The organism is Algoriphagus faecimaris (assembly GCF_900101705.1).
Taxonomy (GTDB): Bacteria; Bacteroidota; Bacteroidia; order Cytophagales; family Cyclobacteriaceae; genus Algoriphagus; species Algoriphagus faecimaris.
Map to the genome: position 1 here is coordinate 91,047 of NZ_FNAC01000002.1, position 16,636 is coordinate 107,682.

16 protein-coding genes are annotated in these 16,636 nt (G+C 42.5%); 7 read left to right on the forward strand and 9 right to left on the reverse strand.

Annotated features, from left to right (window positions below):
• Positions 1-2 precede the first annotated feature (2 nt).
• Positions 3-959 (forward strand): calcium/sodium antiporter, encoded by a 957-nt coding sequence (locus tag BLQ57_RS01530; RefSeq protein WP_087937712.1) that lies wholly within the window; start codon positions 3-5, stop codon positions 957-959.
• A gap of 3 nt (positions 960-962) precedes the next feature.
• On the opposite strand, the gene BLQ57_RS01535 is transcribed toward BLQ57_RS01530, so the two are convergent.
• The 3 genes from BLQ57_RS01535 to BLQ57_RS01545 are packed head-to-tail and all read right to left on the reverse strand — an operon-like array spanning position 963 to position 2,374.
• Positions 963-1,247 (reverse strand): hypothetical protein, encoded by a 285-nt coding sequence (locus BLQ57_RS01535; RefSeq protein ID WP_087937713.1) that lies wholly within the window; start codon positions 1,245-1,247, stop codon positions 963-965.
• Positions 1,248-1,252: 5 nt separating this feature from the next.
• Positions 1,253-2,047, reverse strand: a complete 795-nt coding sequence (locus tag BLQ57_RS01540; protein WP_087937714.1) for a P-loop nucleotide/nucleoside kinase family protein — start codon at positions 2,045-2,047, stop codon at positions 1,253-1,255.
• A gap of 3 nt (positions 2,048-2,050) precedes the next feature.
• On the reverse strand, positions 2,051-2,374 hold the full coding sequence (locus BLQ57_RS01545) for a hypothetical protein (protein WP_087937715.1): 324 nt from the start codon (positions 2,372-2,374) through the stop codon (positions 2,051-2,053).
• A 235-nt stretch (positions 2,375-2,609) separates the two neighbouring features.
• Here BLQ57_RS01545 and BLQ57_RS01550 point away from each other — a divergent pair, with 235 nt between their 5' ends.
• Positions 2,610-4,994 (forward strand): TonB-dependent receptor, encoded by a 2,385-nt coding sequence (locus BLQ57_RS01550; protein ID WP_087937716.1) that lies wholly within the window; start codon positions 2,610-2,612, stop codon positions 4,992-4,994.
• A 44-nt stretch (positions 4,995-5,038) separates the two neighbouring features.
• A complete protein-coding gene (locus BLQ57_RS01555) occupies positions 5,039-7,219 on the forward strand; it encodes a DUF5916 domain-containing protein (RefSeq protein WP_087937717.1) in 2,181 nt (726 codons plus the stop codon).
• Positions 7,220-7,334: 115 nt separating this feature from the next.
• Here the strand turns inward: BLQ57_RS01555 and BLQ57_RS01560 are convergent, their stop codons facing one another.
• The 4 genes from BLQ57_RS01560 to fbp form a co-directional block, all read right to left on the reverse strand.
• Positions 7,335-7,706 (reverse strand): PIN domain-containing protein, encoded by a 372-nt coding sequence (locus BLQ57_RS01560; RefSeq protein ID WP_087937718.1) that lies wholly within the window; start codon positions 7,704-7,706, stop codon positions 7,335-7,337.
• Positions 7,693-7,929: a hypothetical protein gene (locus BLQ57_RS01565; RefSeq protein ID WP_087937719.1), complete on the reverse strand. Its 237-nt coding sequence runs from the start codon at positions 7,927-7,929 to the stop codon at positions 7,693-7,695. The genes BLQ57_RS01560 and BLQ57_RS01565 overlap by 14 nt, the downstream gene beginning before the upstream one ends.
• 203 nt (positions 7,930-8,132) lie before the next feature.
• A complete protein-coding gene (locus tag BLQ57_RS01570; protein ID WP_240507728.1) occupies positions 8,133-9,305 on the reverse strand; it encodes a PQQ-dependent sugar dehydrogenase in 1,173 nt (390 codons plus the stop codon).
• 61 nt (positions 9,306-9,366) lie between these two features.
• Positions 9,367-10,413, reverse strand: coding sequence for a class 1 fructose-bisphosphatase (gene fbp / locus BLQ57_RS01575; protein ID WP_087937720.1), 1,047 nt, complete (start codon positions 10,411-10,413; stop codon positions 9,367-9,369).
• 58 nt (positions 10,414-10,471) lie between these two features.
• Between fbp and BLQ57_RS01580 the strand changes: the two genes are divergently transcribed.
• On the forward strand, positions 10,472-11,740 hold the full coding sequence (locus BLQ57_RS01580; protein ID WP_087937721.1) for an aspartate kinase: 1,269 nt from the start codon (positions 10,472-10,474) through the stop codon (positions 11,738-11,740).
• 51 nt (positions 11,741-11,791) lie between these two features.
• Positions 11,792-12,913 (forward strand): Gfo/Idh/MocA family protein, encoded by a 1,122-nt coding sequence (locus BLQ57_RS01585; RefSeq protein WP_087937722.1) that lies wholly within the window; start codon positions 11,792-11,794, stop codon positions 12,911-12,913.
• Between the two features lie 32 nt (positions 12,914-12,945).
• On the opposite strand, the gene BLQ57_RS01590 is transcribed toward BLQ57_RS01585, so the two are convergent.
• Complete coding sequence (locus BLQ57_RS01590) at positions 12,946-13,818, reverse strand: fructosamine kinase family protein (RefSeq protein WP_087937723.1); 873 nt, start codon at positions 13,816-13,818, stop codon at positions 12,946-12,948.
• Positions 13,811-14,296, reverse strand: coding sequence for a low molecular weight protein-tyrosine-phosphatase (locus BLQ57_RS01595; protein ID WP_087937724.1), 486 nt, complete (start codon positions 14,294-14,296; stop codon positions 13,811-13,813). The genes BLQ57_RS01590 and BLQ57_RS01595 overlap by 8 nt, the downstream gene beginning before the upstream one ends.
• A 174-nt stretch (positions 14,297-14,470) precedes the next feature.
• Between BLQ57_RS01595 and BLQ57_RS01600 the strand changes: the two genes are divergently transcribed.
• On the forward strand, positions 14,471-15,715 hold the full coding sequence (locus tag BLQ57_RS01600; RefSeq protein WP_087937725.1) for a 3-deoxy-D-manno-octulosonic acid transferase: 1,245 nt from the start codon (positions 14,471-14,473) through the stop codon (positions 15,713-15,715).
• Positions 15,712-16,635, forward strand: coding sequence for a ribosome small subunit-dependent GTPase A (rsgA, locus tag BLQ57_RS01605; RefSeq protein WP_087937726.1), 924 nt, complete (start codon positions 15,712-15,714; stop codon positions 16,633-16,635). Before BLQ57_RS01600 ends, rsgA begins: the two co-directional genes overlap by 4 nt.
• Position 16,636 lies beyond the last annotated feature (1 nt).

Sequence of the window (16,636 nt, forward strand, 5' to 3'; positions counted from 1 at the left end):
TTATGGCAGTTCCAATTCTCTTGTTGCTTATCGGCTTAGTACTTTTGGTCAAAGGGGCAGACTGGCTCGTGGACGGAGCTTCTGTCTTGGCTAAAAAGCGAAATGTTTCAGACTTGGCGATTGGTCTTACCATCGTGGCTTTTGGGACTTCTGCTCCTGAATTGGTGGTGAATGTGGTGGCGGCATCGGGCAATTATCCGGATATCGTTTTTGGTAATATCATCGGGTCCAATAACTTTAATTTATTTGTGATTTTGGGGCTATCGGGACTGATTATTCCACTATCGGTTCAATCTAGTACGGTTTGGAAGGAGATTCCTTATTCCCTCTTTGCAGCGATTGTGGTATTAGTCATGGTGAATAATTTTCTGCTAAGTGGAGGAATGGATATTTCCCGAATGGATGCGGGGATCTTACTCGTTCTCTTTGCGGCATTCCTTTATTACGTAGCGACGCAATTGAAGACCGAGGAGGGAGGAGAAAAGATGGAGGTGAAAGATTATTCCCAGCTTAAAATTTGGACCTTGATTTTAATCGGGCTTGGCGGTTTGGTACTGGGCGGGAAACTGGTGGTGGACAACGCCGTTTCCATGGCCCAGTCATTGGGAGTGAGTGAAAAAATCATCGGCTTGACTATTGTGGCAGCAGGCACTTCTTTACCTGAATTAGCCACTTCGGTGGTGGCTGCCTATCGGAAAAATACCGACATCGCCATCGGGAATATCATTGGCTCCAATATTTTCAATATTTTCCTGATTTTGGGTGTCAGTGGTATGGTTCGTCCATTGGAGTTTAACCCTTCCTTTAATACCGACATTTACATCTTGATGGGGGGTACAATTTTCCTTTTCTTGGCCATGTTTACCGGAAAACGCAAAAAACTGGATCGCTGGGAAGCGTTTATCTTGCTGGCGACCTACTTGCTATACACAGGTTATTTGGTGGGGATGGAGAGTTGATATTTATTCATTTCCCTGCAAATTCAGGTTGTTTAAGCCATTCCAATTGATCATTTCATCCTCTGCAATCTCAATTGCTTTGACGGCATACTGAAGGCTCTGGATATTGGGATCTGTGGCATGGTCAAAGTCACTGCTTCTAAAGGAAAATTGCTCTCCTTCCTCAAAAAGCTCATCGACATCCTTAAATTCGGAGTGCATGGCCACGTTTACCAAGGCGGTGAATACTTGGATTTTTGCACTTTCTAAAGCCTCAAAGGCTTCCTTAACTTTCTCTTGATAGTTCATATTGATCAGTTTAAATGTTGATTCCAGTCATGGTTGGATAGGAAAGCTTGCTCTCCATTTAGAAATTTTTGATAAGCTTTTCGAAATTCAGATTGGTAGCCAGCATGGACTTTCAATGGCACTAGAGAGAAAATGGGATAGGTATCCAAAAGTGCCGCAAAAGCGTCTGAAAATGTCCCATATTCCCTTACGTAATTCACTCCTTTTATTTTATCAAGCTCATTTTTAGGTTCAAAGTCAAAGGTGTCAGATTCATCGGTATTGAAAAAGAAGCGGTCTTCATTTCCTTTTCTAAAGCGGAAAAAACTGATCGTGCCTCCCTCAGCTCCAACCTCGCATATTCGATCAAAATCCATGTTGAACTCTACGTCCTCCAACACGCCCAAAAACAACATCTCTGTGTCCTCCTTGATTTTCGCCGAGGAAAAATAATCAGGACCCGCTTTTTGAACCCGCTCCCAGGCCACATCCGCATCGCATGTGAGGGTAATTAATTCAGTCCGAATTCCTATGGAATTGGCTTTTTTGCACATGGCGAAAAGCCCATCGTCAAAGCCGTTTGAATAATACTCTACAACTACTTCTTCTCCATCCATCAAGGTAAAAAATGCATCTCTACAGGACTCATTAATGATTTGGAGTTCTCGTGCACTATCCTTCATAGCCTCATAGTTCCCAAAGAGCTCCTTGGCTTTTCTGGCAATGTTAAAAATGCAAACTCGTTCTTTTCCGGCATATTCTCGCTCGATGAAGCTGCTTTTTCCGACCCCACTGGGGCCGATGATAAAGGTGATTTTCATAGTTTATCGATTTTTGGCGTAGTTCCACATTACTCCCCAAATGTCATGGTAGGCATTTAATTTATCCCGCTGATCGGGAGTTTGGGCGATTTTATTTTTGAAATTGGGATAGTCAATTTCTTGGACTTGGTTGGAGATAATCTCCACCGCTTGTTGCTTACTGACGTAGACCCGATAGCCGTAGTCTGCCTCGGGGGTTTCTATGATTTCTTGGCTTGGAAAAAGCGACTCTAAGTCTTTCCTGACCCGAGCCCGAAACAACACTTGATCGGGCTGATCCCGATGCTGAACGATAGAAATAAATCCATTTTTACTGGCGATCCACATGATTGATAGCGAATTGATTACACTATAAATCTACGGAATACATCAAACATGGTCTATCTTTTGACAGTAAGTGTCGCTAATTAGTTTGCTGATTTTTAGGATGAAACAAGCTTTCGATCGGTTCAAAATTTACTCTTGCCATTGATAAAAAATAGGGATTGAATCCTCTTTAAGAAGTTTAAATTGCAGAACTCAATTTGGTAAAGTCAGCTTTGCCAGCCCAGCCTACAAACCTATGACAACCCAAAATTTACCCTTTCGGCTTTTTCTGGCCGGATTTACTCTTGCCTTACTTGGAAGTTTCTCTGCCTATTCCCAAGGGAAGCTACTAGGGAAAGTTCAAGATCAAAACTCCAAACAAGCCCTTCCTTTTGCGTCAGTAGCGGTTTATTCGGAAGCCGATAGCCTAATCGGAGGAGGAATAACTGAAGAGAATGGCAACTTTTCAATTGAATTACCCTATGGAAGATTTTACGCTCTTATCGAATTTATGGGTTTTGAGTCGCAGCGCACCCCGCTATTTGAGCTTTCCAATACCCAAAAACTGGAGGATATAGGAACTGTTTTTCTTCAGTCCTCAGATAAAGACTTAGAAGAAGTCCTCGTGCAGGGCGAAAAAACACTGATGGAGCTTTCGCTAGATAAGCGGATTTTTAATGTAGGAAAGGATCTGGCCAATGCCGGTGGGACAGCCACGGATATTTTGATGAATCTACCCTCCGTTGCGGTGGATCCTGAAGGTAATGTGACCCTTCGTGGCTCGGGGAATGTTCGGATCCTGATTGATGGCAAGCCTTCGGGTTTGGTAAGCTTCAAGGGTTCCTCGGGTCTCCGGCAGCTTCAGGCTAATCTCGTGGAGCGAGTCGAAGTCATCACCAATCCCTCCGCCCGATACGAGGCCGAAGGAATGGCTGGGGTAATCAATATCATTCTGAAAAAAGACAGTAAGCAGGGCTTCAACGGTTCCTTTGAAGTGATTGCCGGAAATCCCTTGAATCTTGGTTTTTCTACCAACCTCAATTACCGTAAAAACCGAATCAACTGGTTTATCAATTACGGTTTTGCCCGGCGCTATCAGCCCTATGTCAGTGAGCAATATCAAGAAGTCTATGAGGGGGGAAATACCTTGATTTTGAATCAGACCAACTCTGGTGAACTCCGAGGCTGGAACAATAATATCCGAGGTGGATTGGATTATTTTTTCTCTGAGCAGAGTATCCTGACCGCTTCCTATCTCTGGAGACGAACAGACGGTCGGCGCATTACAGATATTCGCTATGAGGATTACCTGAATTCACTGGATAATTTCCAAGGATACTCCCTTCGAAGACAGGATGAAAAGGAAAAAGAACCCAATTCGGAAATTGCCATCAACTACAAGCGGACTTTTGCTCAAAAAGGGCATGAACTCACGGGGACTTTGACCTATCTGAATTATTGGGAAAATTCCGATCAGCTCTTTACCGAATTTCGCTTTGATCCCAATGGGCAGGAAGTACCGGGAGAAAACTTGCTGCAAACTTCCCTCAATGATGAATTCGAAAATCAATATTTGCTCCAGTTGGATTATGTCAAGCCTTTGGGTTCCGAGGGGAAATTTGAAACAGGCATCCGGACGAGTTTCCGGGAAATGGAAAATGATTTTATCGTTTCGCAGGAAAATGAAAGCGGCGAATTGCTTCCTCTTCCGGGTTTGGATAATATTTTTCTCTACAACGAAAATATCTTGGCAGCCTACGGGATTTTGGGAAATAAAACCGGCGATTTCACATATCAGGCAGGGCTACGGGCAGAGCATACAGATGTAGAGACGATATTGGCTGAGACCAATGAACGCAATCCGAGAAAGTACACCAATCTTTTTCCAAGTGCGCATTTGACCTATACTATTTCTACCGAAAATGCATTCCAACTCAGTTATTCCCGCCGTGTGCGTCGTCCGGTTTACAATGATCTGAGTCCATATGTAACCTTCTCCGATCAACGGAATTTCTTCAGTGGCAACCCCGATTTGGATCCTGAGTTTACCGATGCCTTTGAACTGGGGCATATCAAATACTTTAAGGGAGGAACACTTTTTTCGACGGCCTATTTCCGGAATACGACCGATAAAATCGAGCGGATACGAACGGTCAATGAGGAGGGGTTTGCGAATACCTTGCCTTTTAATTTGACAGGAGAGCGATCCTTTGGGTTGGAGTTTAGCGGTGACTATCAAGTCAAAGAATGGTGGAAACTGGATTTAAATCTCAATTTCTTCCATGCTAATATCGACGGCAGCAATGTACAGGCTGATTTTCAGGCCAAAACCACTTCGTTTTTAGCAAGGCAAACGTCCCGATTTATTTTGGAGAATGGCTGGGATTTGCAATTCCGGGCGAATTATGATGCCCGACAAAAAACCGCACAGGGCATTAGAAAGGGGATTTTCTTTATGGATATTTCAGCCAGCAAGCAAATTATGCAAGAGCGGGGCAGGCTGATATTTACGGCCAATGATATTTTAAATTCGCGAAGAAACCGCTACATCATCGAAGGAGAAAACTTCTATACGGTAGGAGACTCCCAGTTTGTAAGAAGGCAGCTTAACTTGACCTTTTCCTACCGATTCAATCAGTAATTTATTTCTCCACTTTCAATACTCTCCCAAAGCAATCACCCACCATGAATATTAAGTTATATTTCCTGAGTTTTGGCTTATTCTTATTTACTCAATTGCTCTATGCTCAGAAGATCAATGACAGCTATCGTTTGAATATGAAAAAAGCAAGCTCGCCGATTGTCATCGATGGGGTGATGGATGAACAAGCATGGGAAGAGGCTGAAGTGGCTACTGATTTTTTCATGATTACACCCATGGATACCAGCTTTGCGCAGGTGCGAACGGATGTCCGAATGAGCTATGATGATCAGAATTTGTACTTGATTGTAGTGAATTTTCATGCTGTGGAAGGCCCGTACATGGTGGAATCTTTGCGTCGGGATTTCAGCTTTGGGAAAAATGATAACTTCCTCCTTTTTATGGATCCTTTTGACGATCAGACCAATGGGTTTTCTTTCGGAGCCAATGCAGCGGGAGCTCAGTGGGATGGGATCATGTTTAATGGAGGTTCGGTGGACTTGAGTTGGGATAATAAATGGACTTCCAAAGTCACTAATTATGAGGATAAGTGGGTTTTTGAAGCTGCCATTCCTTTTAAGTCCATCCGCTACAAAAAAGGAATCAAAGAATGGGGGATCAATTTCTCTCGACTGGATTTGAAAACTACCGAAAAGTCCGGTTGGGCACCGGTTCCCCGACAGTTTCCATCTGCCTCCCTCGCCTACACGGGAGTCTTGGTCTGGGATGAAGCCCCACCCGAGGCAGGGGCTAATGTCTCTGTTATCCCTTATTTACTCGGCGGAGTATCCAAGGATAGGGAAAATAATAGTAGTTCAGAATATCGGAGGGAATTTGGGATGGATGCCAAGATTGCTTTGACTTCCTCCTTGAATTTGGACCTGACCGTTAATCCGGATTTTTCCCAAGTGGAAGTCGATCGGCAAGTGACTAATTTGGATAGATTTGAGCTGTTTTTTCCAGAGCGGAGACAGTTTTTTCTCGAAAATGGCGACCTCTTTGCCAACTTTGGGTACAGTACGATTCGCCCTTTTTTCTCGAGAAGGATCGGCCTCAATGCGCCTATTCAGTTTGGCGCCCGCCTAAGCGGAAAAATCAATAAGGACTGGAGAATCGGCGCGATGAATATGCAAACTGGCGGAGTAGATGCAGAAGGTTTGCCATCGCAGAATTTTACCGTGATGGCTTTGCAACGACAAGTAGGGGCAAGATCCAATATTACCGGTATTGTGATCAATAAGCAGTCACTGAATTACAATCCAGATCCTGAATCTGAGCATCCCGTCTACAGTCAATACAACCGAAACCTTGGTCTAGAATACAATCTGGCTTCCTCTAATAACCTGTGGACGGGAAAGGCGATGATGCTTAAAAGTTTTGGACCTGATGGAAGTCAGAACGGATTTGTTCATGCAGCTAACTTGAGGTATGCTTCCGGGAATCTTACCTGGAATTGGCAGCATGAGTATGTATCGGAAAACTATACGGCTGAAGTGGGTTTTGTGCCGAGAAATGGCTTTTATAAAATCTCACCTACATTGGGCTATCGATGGTTTCCCAAAAGCGAAAAAATACTAAGCCATGGTCCTGATGTAGGGACGACTTTCTTTTTCAATACTAATGGGGAGCAAACAGACAATTCCAGCTATGCTGCATACAACGTCAAATGGAGAAGTCAAAGTACTTTTATGCTTTGGGCAGGCTATGATTTTGTCAAGCTCCAAAGGCCCTTTGATCCCACCAATTTCTCGGGAGAGACTTTACCATCAGGCACGAGGCATACCTGGCGAGCCTGGGGAACAGAGTATGCGTCCAAGCCTCAGAGTTTGTTTACCTACAGTTTTTCCACTCGAATGGGCGGCTACTATGCGGATGGAGATCGATACAATGTCAGTACAGAGATGGGGTATCGTTTCCAGCCTTATGTGAGTATTGCGATGAATACCAATTACAACCGGATCATTTTGCCTGAACCTTGGGGAACCACAAACTTCTGGTTAATCGGGCCTCGGGTAGATGTAACCATGACCAACACTTTGTTTTTTACAGCTTTTGTCCAGTACAATGAGCAAATCGAAAACATCAATTTGAATACCCGATTTCAGTGGCGATTCCAGCCAGCTTCTGATCTTTTTATTGTCTACACGGATAATTACCTCCCTGCTCCATTTTACACCAAAAACCGATCAATTGTGCTGAAATTCACTTATTGGTGGAATGTGTAGGTTTTGAAAAAAATGGGAATGTCGATCGTACATGGTTCTTTTTTTCTAAACTCTAAAAGGTAAATACTTTTCCTACTCTGAGGGTTTTGCAGAAGGCTAGAATCATCCAAAAAACTTATTTCGAAATAATTTTTAGAATCCTTTTATCGAAGGTGTGCATTTTGGCATTTGCACTTGAATTGTGGTAAGCGATCAGCGAAGAGTCTGAAAAGTCAATCCTTTCTTCCGAATATATTTTAAGAGATTCAAGAATGGCACTTTTATTTACCATTTTCAGGTTTTGATAATGAATAAGGTCTTCTAAGGTGCTTTTTATGACATCTCTTGGAATTAAATAGACTTTTTCCAATACGTATATCACTTCTGCAAAAATAAAATCAGTCAAGACGATTTTTTGATTTTCGATCACTTCTCTAGATAGCAGAAACTGTCTTTCATTATCCCGAAGAAGATATCTCAAAATATAATTTGCATCAATGAACGCCATGCTTGGATTTCATCACTTTATCCCAAACTGACTCTTCTTCTTTGAGTTTAGTTTTGTCAGCATAAGTGTTCAAAATACCGGCAACATTTTTTGAGTCTGCTAATTCCTTTTGCAGGGTGACTGACTCTCCGTCCACCTCCATTACAAAATTAAATTTAAGAAGAAGTTCCTTTAAATAGACCTGATTTTCCTTTGTGTCTACTTTAACAATGATGGTTTCCATATCAAAATGATTGATGACTCACTTAAAAGTAACGAAATTTCAGCTTTTTAGATTACTGTTGAAGGCAAGATTTAGGGGTTTGGTATTATTGTAGGTATTTATGAGTGTAATCCTAAAAAATGAATTTGGAAAATTAAAATGATAAGAGCCGAATAGTCATCGGCTCCTATCAAATAATAAAATTTTATTTTTCTCGCAATTAATTAATTCACCGGAAGTAGCTTTACCAAAAGTCCTGTTCCTTCCGTAATCGCATAAAGGTATCCATCAGGGCTTTCAGATACTTGTCTTACCCGTCCAATGTCTTGGAACATCACCTCTTGAGAAAGTGCTTCTGTTCCTTCCATATCCACACGGTTGATATGCATCTTTGCTAATGCTCCGATCAAAATGTCACCTTTCCAGGCAGGATATTTATCAGAGGTGACTAGGGTCATCCCGCAAGTAGCAATCGAGGGCACATAATAGGTGACGGGTTGCTCCATTCCTTCTTTTTCGGTGATATCAGTAATCGGTGTCCCATCGTAATTGATGCCATAAGTGATCACCGGCCATCCGTAGTTTTTACCTTTTTCGATCAGGTTGAGCTCATCGCCTCCTTGAGGTCCATGTTCTACTTCCCAGAGTCGATCATTGGCTTTGTCGTAGACCAGGCCTTGTGGATTTCTGTTGCCATAGGTCCAGATCGAACCCACCGCTCCATTTTGATCCACGAAAGGGTTGTCAGAAGGAATTCTCCCGTCATCATGAATACGGTGAACTTTCCCGTGTGCATTAGTGAGATCCTGTGCGTTTTCAGGCTTATTGCCTTTGTCACCGTTGGAGAAATAAAGGTAGCCCTCATTGTCAAATACGATACGACTACCAAAATGACGTCCACCTTCCCACTCAGGCATAGCAGTGATTAGCTCTTCTTGCTGCACGGCACTGTTGCCATCTAGCTTAAATCGCATAATTGTCAATGCTCCCTTATTGTCAGGGAAAGGTTTTGCATAAGCAATGTAAATCCAGCCATTTTCGGCATAGTTAGGATGAACAGCCACATCAAGAAGTCCGGCTTGATTGACTTCATGTACCTCTGGAAGACCTTGGATTTTTTGTCCGGTAAAGGCATCATTTTCGAAAATCAAGATTTCACCTTTTCGCTCGGTGATTAGCATTTTGCCATCAGGAAGCCAAGTCATACCCCATGGACTTTCAAAATCCGAATAAAGGGTGTCCAGTTTGATGAGCATTTCGTCTGTCTGAGTGGCAAAAGTAGCATCAACAGGCTTTTCTTCAATAATTGCGTTATCTACTTCTTTTGATTCGCAGGAGAAAATCATGGCAATGCCAGCTACCCCTGCAACCAATCGATAAAATGGTTTTAGTATCATAAGTTCAGAATTTAAGCCTACAAGATAACACATCCTCTTGGATTGCTCAATCGCTATCTTTTCAGAGGTTGATTGTGGGGATAATTTGCTTGTGTCTTGCTATCCGCCTCAGGGCCTCGTCTACCATTTTGTCTGACCCGATGTATAGGGGTGTGCGCTGATGTAAAGAAGTAGGTTGTATTTCTAAGATTCGCTGATTTCCATCGGTGGCTTTGGCACCTGCCTGCTCGGCGATAAAAGCCAAAGCATTGGCTTCGTACAATAGGCGTAGTTTTCCATTGGGATTGCTCTGTGTGCCTGGGTAAAGGTAAATTCCGCCTTTCAGTAAATTCCTGTGAAAATCAGCTACCAGAGAGCCGATGTAGCGAGCAGAAAGTTGCTCACTTTTACAAAAGCCGATGTAATCCTTGATTCCGTCTGTCCAACTTTTCTCAAGCCCCTCGTTGATGGAATAGATTTTGCCGTTTTTGGGTGCCTCAATATTAGGATGAGAGAGGAAAAACTCACCCAAGGATGCTTCATAAGTAAATCCATTGACTCCGAATCCGGTAGTGTAAACGAGCATTGTCGAAGAGCCATAGAGCACATAGCCGGCGGCTACCTGTTCGGTTCCAGGCTGCATCACGTCTTCCTCCTGAATGGGAGACCCAATAGGGGTTTTGCGGCGATAAATCGAGAAAATCGTCCCAATACTGATATTGACATCGATATTTGAGCTTCCGTCCAAGGGGTCTATTGCTACGACATATTTTCCCGAGTTATTTTGCAAATCAATGACTGCATCTTCTTCTTCAGAAACTATCGCACAGACTTCTCCACCTTTGCTCAATGCTCGCATAAACCGGATATTGGCAATCACATCTAGTTTTTGCTGTTCTTCACCTTGTACATTGGTTTGCCCAAAAGCGCCTCCAATATTAGCCAATCCGGCTCGATTAGTTTCCCGATTGACTATCTTGGCAGCTAAGGCGATGTCCCGAAGAAGCTGTGAGAGTTCGCCGGAGGCAAAAGGGAAATCACTCTGTTTGAGTTTGATAAATCTGTCAAGGGTAGTTCCGACAGAGTAGGCCATTCCGCTTTGGTCCGGCTGATAAGGTAGGATTTTCATAACTTAGAAAAATACAATTATTGGGTTTATATCTTCCGAAAATTAGGAAATATTTCTTATGACAAAAACACAAGTATTCAAATTTGGAGGGGCTTCGATCAAAGATGCTGATTCTATCAAAAACTTAGCAAATATTTTCCGTAATCGATTGCGAAAAAATCTCATAATAGTGGTTTCAGCAATGGGGAAAACTACTAATTCTCTTGAAGAACTTTTGGAGTTGAGAATAAATGAGGAGGATTGGTATCAAAAAAGTGCAATTTTAGAAAGCTATCATTATTCTATTTGTGAAGAACTGTTTCCAGAAGGGCATTCGGTATTTTCTAGAATCAAAAACTGGTTTATTCAATTGAAAAATGAGATAGAACGGCCAGTTTCCAAAGAAAATTACGATGAAGCATATGATAGAATTGTCGCGTTTGGTGAATTGATTGCCACGACGATTGTGATGGAATACCTCTGTAGTCAAGGTTTGATTGTTCTTTGGCAGGATGCCCGAGAGCTTATTTCTACCAATGCTGATTTTCGATTTGCCAAGATTGACTGGAATCAAACGGAGAAGCTATGTAGAAGTCAACTTTTGCCCAAGTTAGATCAATTTCCAGTCCTGACTCAGGGTTTTATAGGGGCAGATGCCAATGGAAGGACGACAACCCTAGGGAGGGAGGGATCTGATTTTACGGCAGCTATTCTGGCTTCCTGCTTGGATGCATGCAGTGTCACGATTTGGAAGGATGTTCCTGGAGTATTGAATGCAGATCCAAAGCGATTTGAAAATCCTCTTCTTTTTGATGAGTTGGATTACAGACAAGCGGCTCAGATGACATTTTATGGCGCTTCGGTGATTCATCCCAAAACCATTAAGCCACTGGCCAATAAGTCCATTCCGCTTTTTGTGAAGTCGTTTTTGAACCCGGATGCCAAGGGTACAAAAATCCATGCAACAGGTATTCAAAACCCCATTCCTACTTTAATTCTCAAAGAAAGGCAGATTTTGGTGACCTTTCAGGTGACTGATTTTTCATTTATCGAGGAGCACCATATCCATGAGGTGTATCGCGAATTGGATCAGTTAAAATTACGGGTCAACTTGCTACAAACCTCTGCCATTAGTATCTCCATAGTGATTGATTATCAGGTGTATAAATTAGAGAAATTGGTCGAAAAGCTAAAGGGCATTTTCAAAGTGCGCTACAATGAAGATTTGCAGTTATTGACTATTCTGAACCCTGAGGAAGAGTTGGTTAGGAAGTTTTCGGGCACCTATTCCATTCTGCTGGAGCAGGTGACACGGACCACTTTTCAGCTTGTTGGGAAACCAAAATGACTCGTATTTTTTAAAAAATGAGTACATTCCCCTTCTCAACCCAAGCTACCTATGAAAACCAGAAGATCCTTTCTCCAAAAAGCCAGTGCATCTGCGCTTGCCATGAGTTTACCCGCCTTTCCTATGTTTAGTTTGACCAAAGAATCCGAAACCTACTTCGATTTCCAAGAAGTGAAACCCCTTAGAGTTGCCATCATGGGCCTGGGCAGTTATGGTAAACGTGTAGCAGATGCAATGAAAGATTGCAAACGGGCAAAGTTAGTCGGCCTAGTAAGTGGAACTCCCTCTAAAGTTGAGTCTTGGAAAAAGGAGTTTGGAATCGAAGATAAAAACTGCTACAACTACCAGAATTTTGATCAAATAAAAAATAACCCCGATATCGATGCAGTTTATGTCATTACGCCGAATGGGTTACATAAAGAGCATGCCATCCGAACTGCCAAGGCAGGAAAGCATGTGATATGCGAAAAACCCATGGCCACTACCGCTGCAGATGCTGCCGAAATGGTAAGTGTCTGCGAACAGGCTGGAGTGAAGCTACTAATTGGATATCGAATGCATTTTGAGGCCAATACCCTGGAGGTAGTCAGAAAGAGAAAAGCGGGGGAATTTGGTGAGATCAAGTTTTTTCAGGGCTTGAGTGGATTTATTATTGGTGATCCTACGCAGTGGAGACTTGATCCTGTACTTTCTGGGGGAGGCGCTATGATGGATATTGGCATTTATTCTATCAATGGTGCCCGATACATGATTGGTGAAGAGCCTCTTTGGGTGACAGCCCAAGAGGTAAAAACAGATCCAGTCAAATTTAAAGAAGGAATTGATGAGACGATTACTTTTCAGATGGGGTTCCCCAATGGGGTGGTTGCCTCCTGCCTTTCGACCTATTCAATGAATTATTTAGACAAGTTTTTCTTAAATGGAACCAAAGGCTTTGCAGAAATGCAGCCCTCAACCGGCTACGGTCCTATTGAAGGCCGGACCCATCAAGGTCCTTTGACCAATCCTCATGTGACTCATCAGACCACCCAAATGGACGAGATGGCAGCGATGATTTTGGATGGTAAACAAGCCGAAATCCCAGTAGATGGTAGAGAAGGCTTGAAGGACATGAAAATCATTGAGGCGATTTTTGAGGCAGTAAAGACCGGGCAGCGAGTCGATTTGGTCTAGAGTCAGAGTTTGATAACCCCGACATCCGGGCCTTATTCAAATCGCTTTAGGATTCGCTCTATCCCAGGCAGATAAGCACTCCCAAAAAGATTAAGATGGACTAAAAGTGGGTATAAATTGTAGATTCCCATACGAGATTCGAATCCTGGTGCCAAGGGAAAAGCGGATTCGTAGGCCTCATAAAATTCCTGATCAAATCCACCAAATAGCCGGCTAAAAGCCAGATCCATTTCTCGATGTCCAAAATATACTGCGGGGTCAATCAGTGCAGGCTGACCATCCTCATTGCAGATGACATTCCCCGACCATAGATCTCCGTGAAGAAGAGCTGGGTTTTCTTCTGGGAATATTCCATTGAGTTTGGGATAGATTTCCTGAAATCGTTTTAGGAAGTCTAAAGGTACAAGTCTGTCAAAGTAGGCTTTTCCAATCAAAGGTTCCAGTCGGTATTCCACAAAAAAGTCTAGCCACTTATCAGTGGGTAAATTTCTTTGGTTTAGAGAGGCGATAAAATTATCTTCTTCCAGGCCAAACTGTGACTGCTGTGTTAAATGAAGGTGAGCCAAACCTATGCCGAGATTTTCCCAGTAATTGGAGTTTTGTCTCCGTTTTTGAATAAATTCCATGAGTAGGTAATTGTAATCACCCACTCGTCCAAAACCCACTACATTAGGAACTTGCAAAAATGTACTGTTTCGAAGTAGGGCAAGACCTGCAGCTTCCTTTTTTAAGATGTCCCGTTCATGGTCAAAATTGATTTTTAGGAAAAAGGAGCCTTCCTGAGTTTCTAGCCGAATACCCTGATTGTGGCTTCCGGCAGCGATTAAACTTGCGTCTTTTAATTTGGATTTGGGTCCAAAATTCTCAAAAATTATATGTTCGTATAGTTCCTGCTGCTCATGCATAGAGTTGATGTCTCTCTTGGATTTTGCTCAGAAAATGATCCACTGCCTCGTTTAAAATGTGGTAAATTTCCTCAAACCCATCCTCTCCGCCATAGTAGGGATCAGGGACCGAAAGCCCCGCTCCACTAGGAACAAAATTCCGGATTAAGTGGATCTCTTTACCCTCAAAGCCATACCTATCCTTTATAGCGTTGAGATTTTTAAGGTTGTTTTCGTCCATGGCAAGGATGTAATCGAAGTCTCTGAAATCGGTTCGATTGACTTGACGGCCACGATGATTGATTGGGATATTGTATTTTTTTGCACAATTGATGGTTCGCTCATCTGGAAGTTCTCCTATGTGGTAGTCAGAAGTACCGGCACTATCAGATTTGAAGTGGTCTTCGATACCAATTGACTTGATTTTATGGTCAAAAATGGCTTCTGCTAAGGGTGATCGACAAATATTGCCTAGACAAACGAATAAAACTTTAATCATGTGAAATTACTGAATTGAGAACATACTACGGTTTTGGCAACATTGAAAGTATGAAATTTTAAATGGAATTGCATTAAGCGTTAGGATTTTTTCTACGAAATAGCTCATCTAATTTAGGAATCAACGGAGAATAGGCCGCGCAAAGATTATCAAAAGTAAAGACTATTTTTGGGCATGAAATTGATTTACAACTTTTCCATGATCCTATCCGAATGGCTGATGCCAATCTTATCCTTGATCTCTAGTAAGATTAGGGTTTTTTGGACTGGAAGGAAAAATCTTTTTCAGAATCTTATTGAATTTCGGGAAAAGAACAAGCAGCCATTGGCTTGGTTTCATGTGGCTTCTCTAGGAGAATATGAGCAGGCAAAGCCAGTCATTGAAGCTTTGATTCTGAAAAGATCGGATTTGCAGGTTGTGGTCAGTTTTTTCAGTCCTTCAGGGTATATTCCCATCCAAAAAAAGAAACTTAAAGAACTAGCTTATATCACCTATTTGCCCCTAGATACTCCAGCCAATGCCAGGAAGTTTGTCAACCTAATGGCTCCTGAAATAGTGTTTTTTGTGAAATACGACTTTTGGAACAATGTACTTCATGAAATAAAGCGCCATGGAATTCCTCTTTATTTGATCGCGGCCTCTTTTCGGGAGGGTCAGCCATACTTCAGGCAAAAGGGATTTTTTAGAGATCAAATTTTCTATTTTGACCATATTTTCACCCAAAATACTAAGAGCCTGTCTTTGCTCGATGAGATCGGCTACACTGCACATACCTTGGCAGGAGATACACGTTTTGATAGGGTGAGTCAAACAGCGGAGTTTGCAGCTTCTTTTCCGGACCTGGAGAAATGGAAGTCAGAGGATCCTGTCATCGTCTTAGGATCGGTCTGGCAGGAGGACATGGAGATTCTGATACCGCTGATCAATCAAAAGCGCAGATATAAATGGATCATTGCACCTCATAGCTTGGATCCTAAACCCATGGAAAGCTGGAGAGGTAGATTGGAAGGGGATTGCGAGTTTTATTCTAAGTGGGATAAACAGGCCCCGTGTGAGATTTTATTTATAGATAATGTAGGTATGCTTTCTTCGCTTTATCAGTTTGCTAGAGTGGCCTATGTCGGTGGAGGTTTTGGCAAAGGCTTACATAATATTTTAGAACCTTTGGGGTTTCATGTGCCGGTTTTTTTCGGAAAACTAGCCAATAGTCGAAAATTCCCCGAAGCAAAAATCAGTCAAGAAAAAGGCTGCGGTTTTGAAGTTGCTAGTTTTGCAGAGCTAGTAGCACAGTTTGAAAGGTTGGAAGAGGGTAAGCATTATCATACTGCTGTAAAATCTGCTAAAATGTGGGTAACTGAAAATACAGGGGCAGCCGCTCGTATTATTGGAAAACTCACCAAACTAGAAAAGAGATTATGAGAGGAAGAGTCATTAAATCAACTGGCAGCTGGTATTCGGTACAAGTAGAAGACCGTCAAGTACAGGCCCGTCTCAAAGGCAAGTTTAAGCAGGATGAGTTGAAACTGACCAATCCCATTGCAGTAGGGGATTGGGTGGAGCTAGCTGTAGAGGCCGGTCAAGACACTGCAGTGATTCATGAGATTTTACCAAGAGAGAATTATGTCATCCGTAAATCTACTAGAAAGCAGCATTTCTCTCATATTATTGCGAGTAATTTAGATCAGGCGATCTTGGTGATCACGATGAAAAACCCGAGAACTTCCCTAGGATTTATAGATCGATTTTTAGTCAGTACGGAGAGCTTTCGGATTCCTGCTATGCTTGTGGTCAATAAGGTGGATTTGATGAAGGGTGAAAATGCTGACGATTGGCTTCTGGATATCCATGAAATTTATGAGCCCTTGGGATATCAGGTGCTCGAAGTGTCTGCTACCGAGGATCAAAATTTGGCTGATAAGTTCCTCCCTTTTGTTCGGGGGAAATCAAGTTTAATTGCAGGTCATTCTGGTGTAGGCAAGTCTACTTTGCTCAATAAACTTGCCCCGGGAGCGAGACAGCAGACCAAGGAAGTGTCAAATTTTAGCAGTAAAGGGGTGCACACTACTACCTTTGCAGAATTATTTCCCTTGCCAGGAGGTGGAGACTTGATAGATACTCCCGGGATCAAGGAATTTGGTATTTTGGATGTGGAGGAGAACGAGCTTTCTCATTATTTTCCGGAAATGTGCAAATACCTCGGACAATGCAAATATAATAACTGCAGGCATGTCAATGAACCGGGCTGCGTCATTTTAGAAAAACTTGAGGAGGGCTACATTCACCCTTACCGCTACCAAAGCTATTTGAATATTCTTAGCGAAGAGGATTCTCACCGCTGAT

Coding starts and splice junctions, on each gene's coding strand:
- BLQ57_RS01530 (WP_087937712.1), top strand. CDS start 3: ATGGCAGTTCCAATTCTCTTGTTGCTTATCGGCTTAGTACTTTTGGTC.
- BLQ57_RS01535 (WP_087937713.1), bottom strand. CDS start 1,247: ATGAACTATCAAGAGAAAGTTAAGGAAGCCTTTGAGGCTTTAGAAAGT.
- BLQ57_RS01540 (WP_087937714.1), bottom strand. CDS start 2,047: ATGAAAATCACCTTTATCATCGGCCCCAGTGGGGTCGGAAAAAGCAGC.
- BLQ57_RS01545 (WP_087937715.1), bottom strand. CDS start 2,374: ATGTGGATCGCCAGTAAAAATGGATTTATTTCTATCGTTCAGCATCGG.
- BLQ57_RS01550 (WP_087937716.1), top strand. CDS start 2,610: ATGACAACCCAAAATTTACCCTTTCGGCTTTTTCTGGCCGGATTTACT.
- BLQ57_RS01555 (WP_087937717.1), top strand. CDS start 5,039: ATGAATATTAAGTTATATTTCCTGAGTTTTGGCTTATTCTTATTTACT.
- BLQ57_RS01560 (WP_087937718.1), bottom strand. CDS start 7,706: ATGGCGTTCATTGATGCAAATTATATTTTGAGATATCTTCTTCGGGAT.
- BLQ57_RS01565 (WP_087937719.1), bottom strand. CDS start 7,929: ATGGAAACCATCATTGTTAAAGTAGACACAAAGGAAAATCAGGTCTAT.
- BLQ57_RS01570 (WP_240507728.1), bottom strand. CDS start 9,305: ATGATACTAAAACCATTTTATCGATTGGTTGCAGGGGTAGCTGGCATT.
- fbp (WP_087937720.1), bottom strand. CDS start 10,413: ATGAAAATCCTACCTTATCAGCCGGACCAAAGCGGAATGGCCTACTCT.
- BLQ57_RS01580 (WP_087937721.1), top strand. CDS start 10,472: ATGACAAAAACACAAGTATTCAAATTTGGAGGGGCTTCGATCAAAGAT.
- BLQ57_RS01585 (WP_087937722.1), top strand. CDS start 11,792: ATGAAAACCAGAAGATCCTTTCTCCAAAAAGCCAGTGCATCTGCGCTT.
- BLQ57_RS01590 (WP_087937723.1), bottom strand. CDS start 13,818: ATGCATGAGCAGCAGGAACTATACGAACATATAATTTTTGAGAATTTT.
- BLQ57_RS01595 (WP_087937724.1), bottom strand. CDS start 14,296: ATGATTAAAGTTTTATTCGTTTGTCTAGGCAATATTTGTCGATCACCC.
- BLQ57_RS01600 (WP_087937725.1), top strand. CDS start 14,471: ATGAAATTGATTTACAACTTTTCCATGATCCTATCCGAATGGCTGATG.
- rsgA (WP_087937726.1), top strand. CDS start 15,712: ATGAGAGGAAGAGTCATTAAATCAACTGGCAGCTGGTATTCGGTACAA.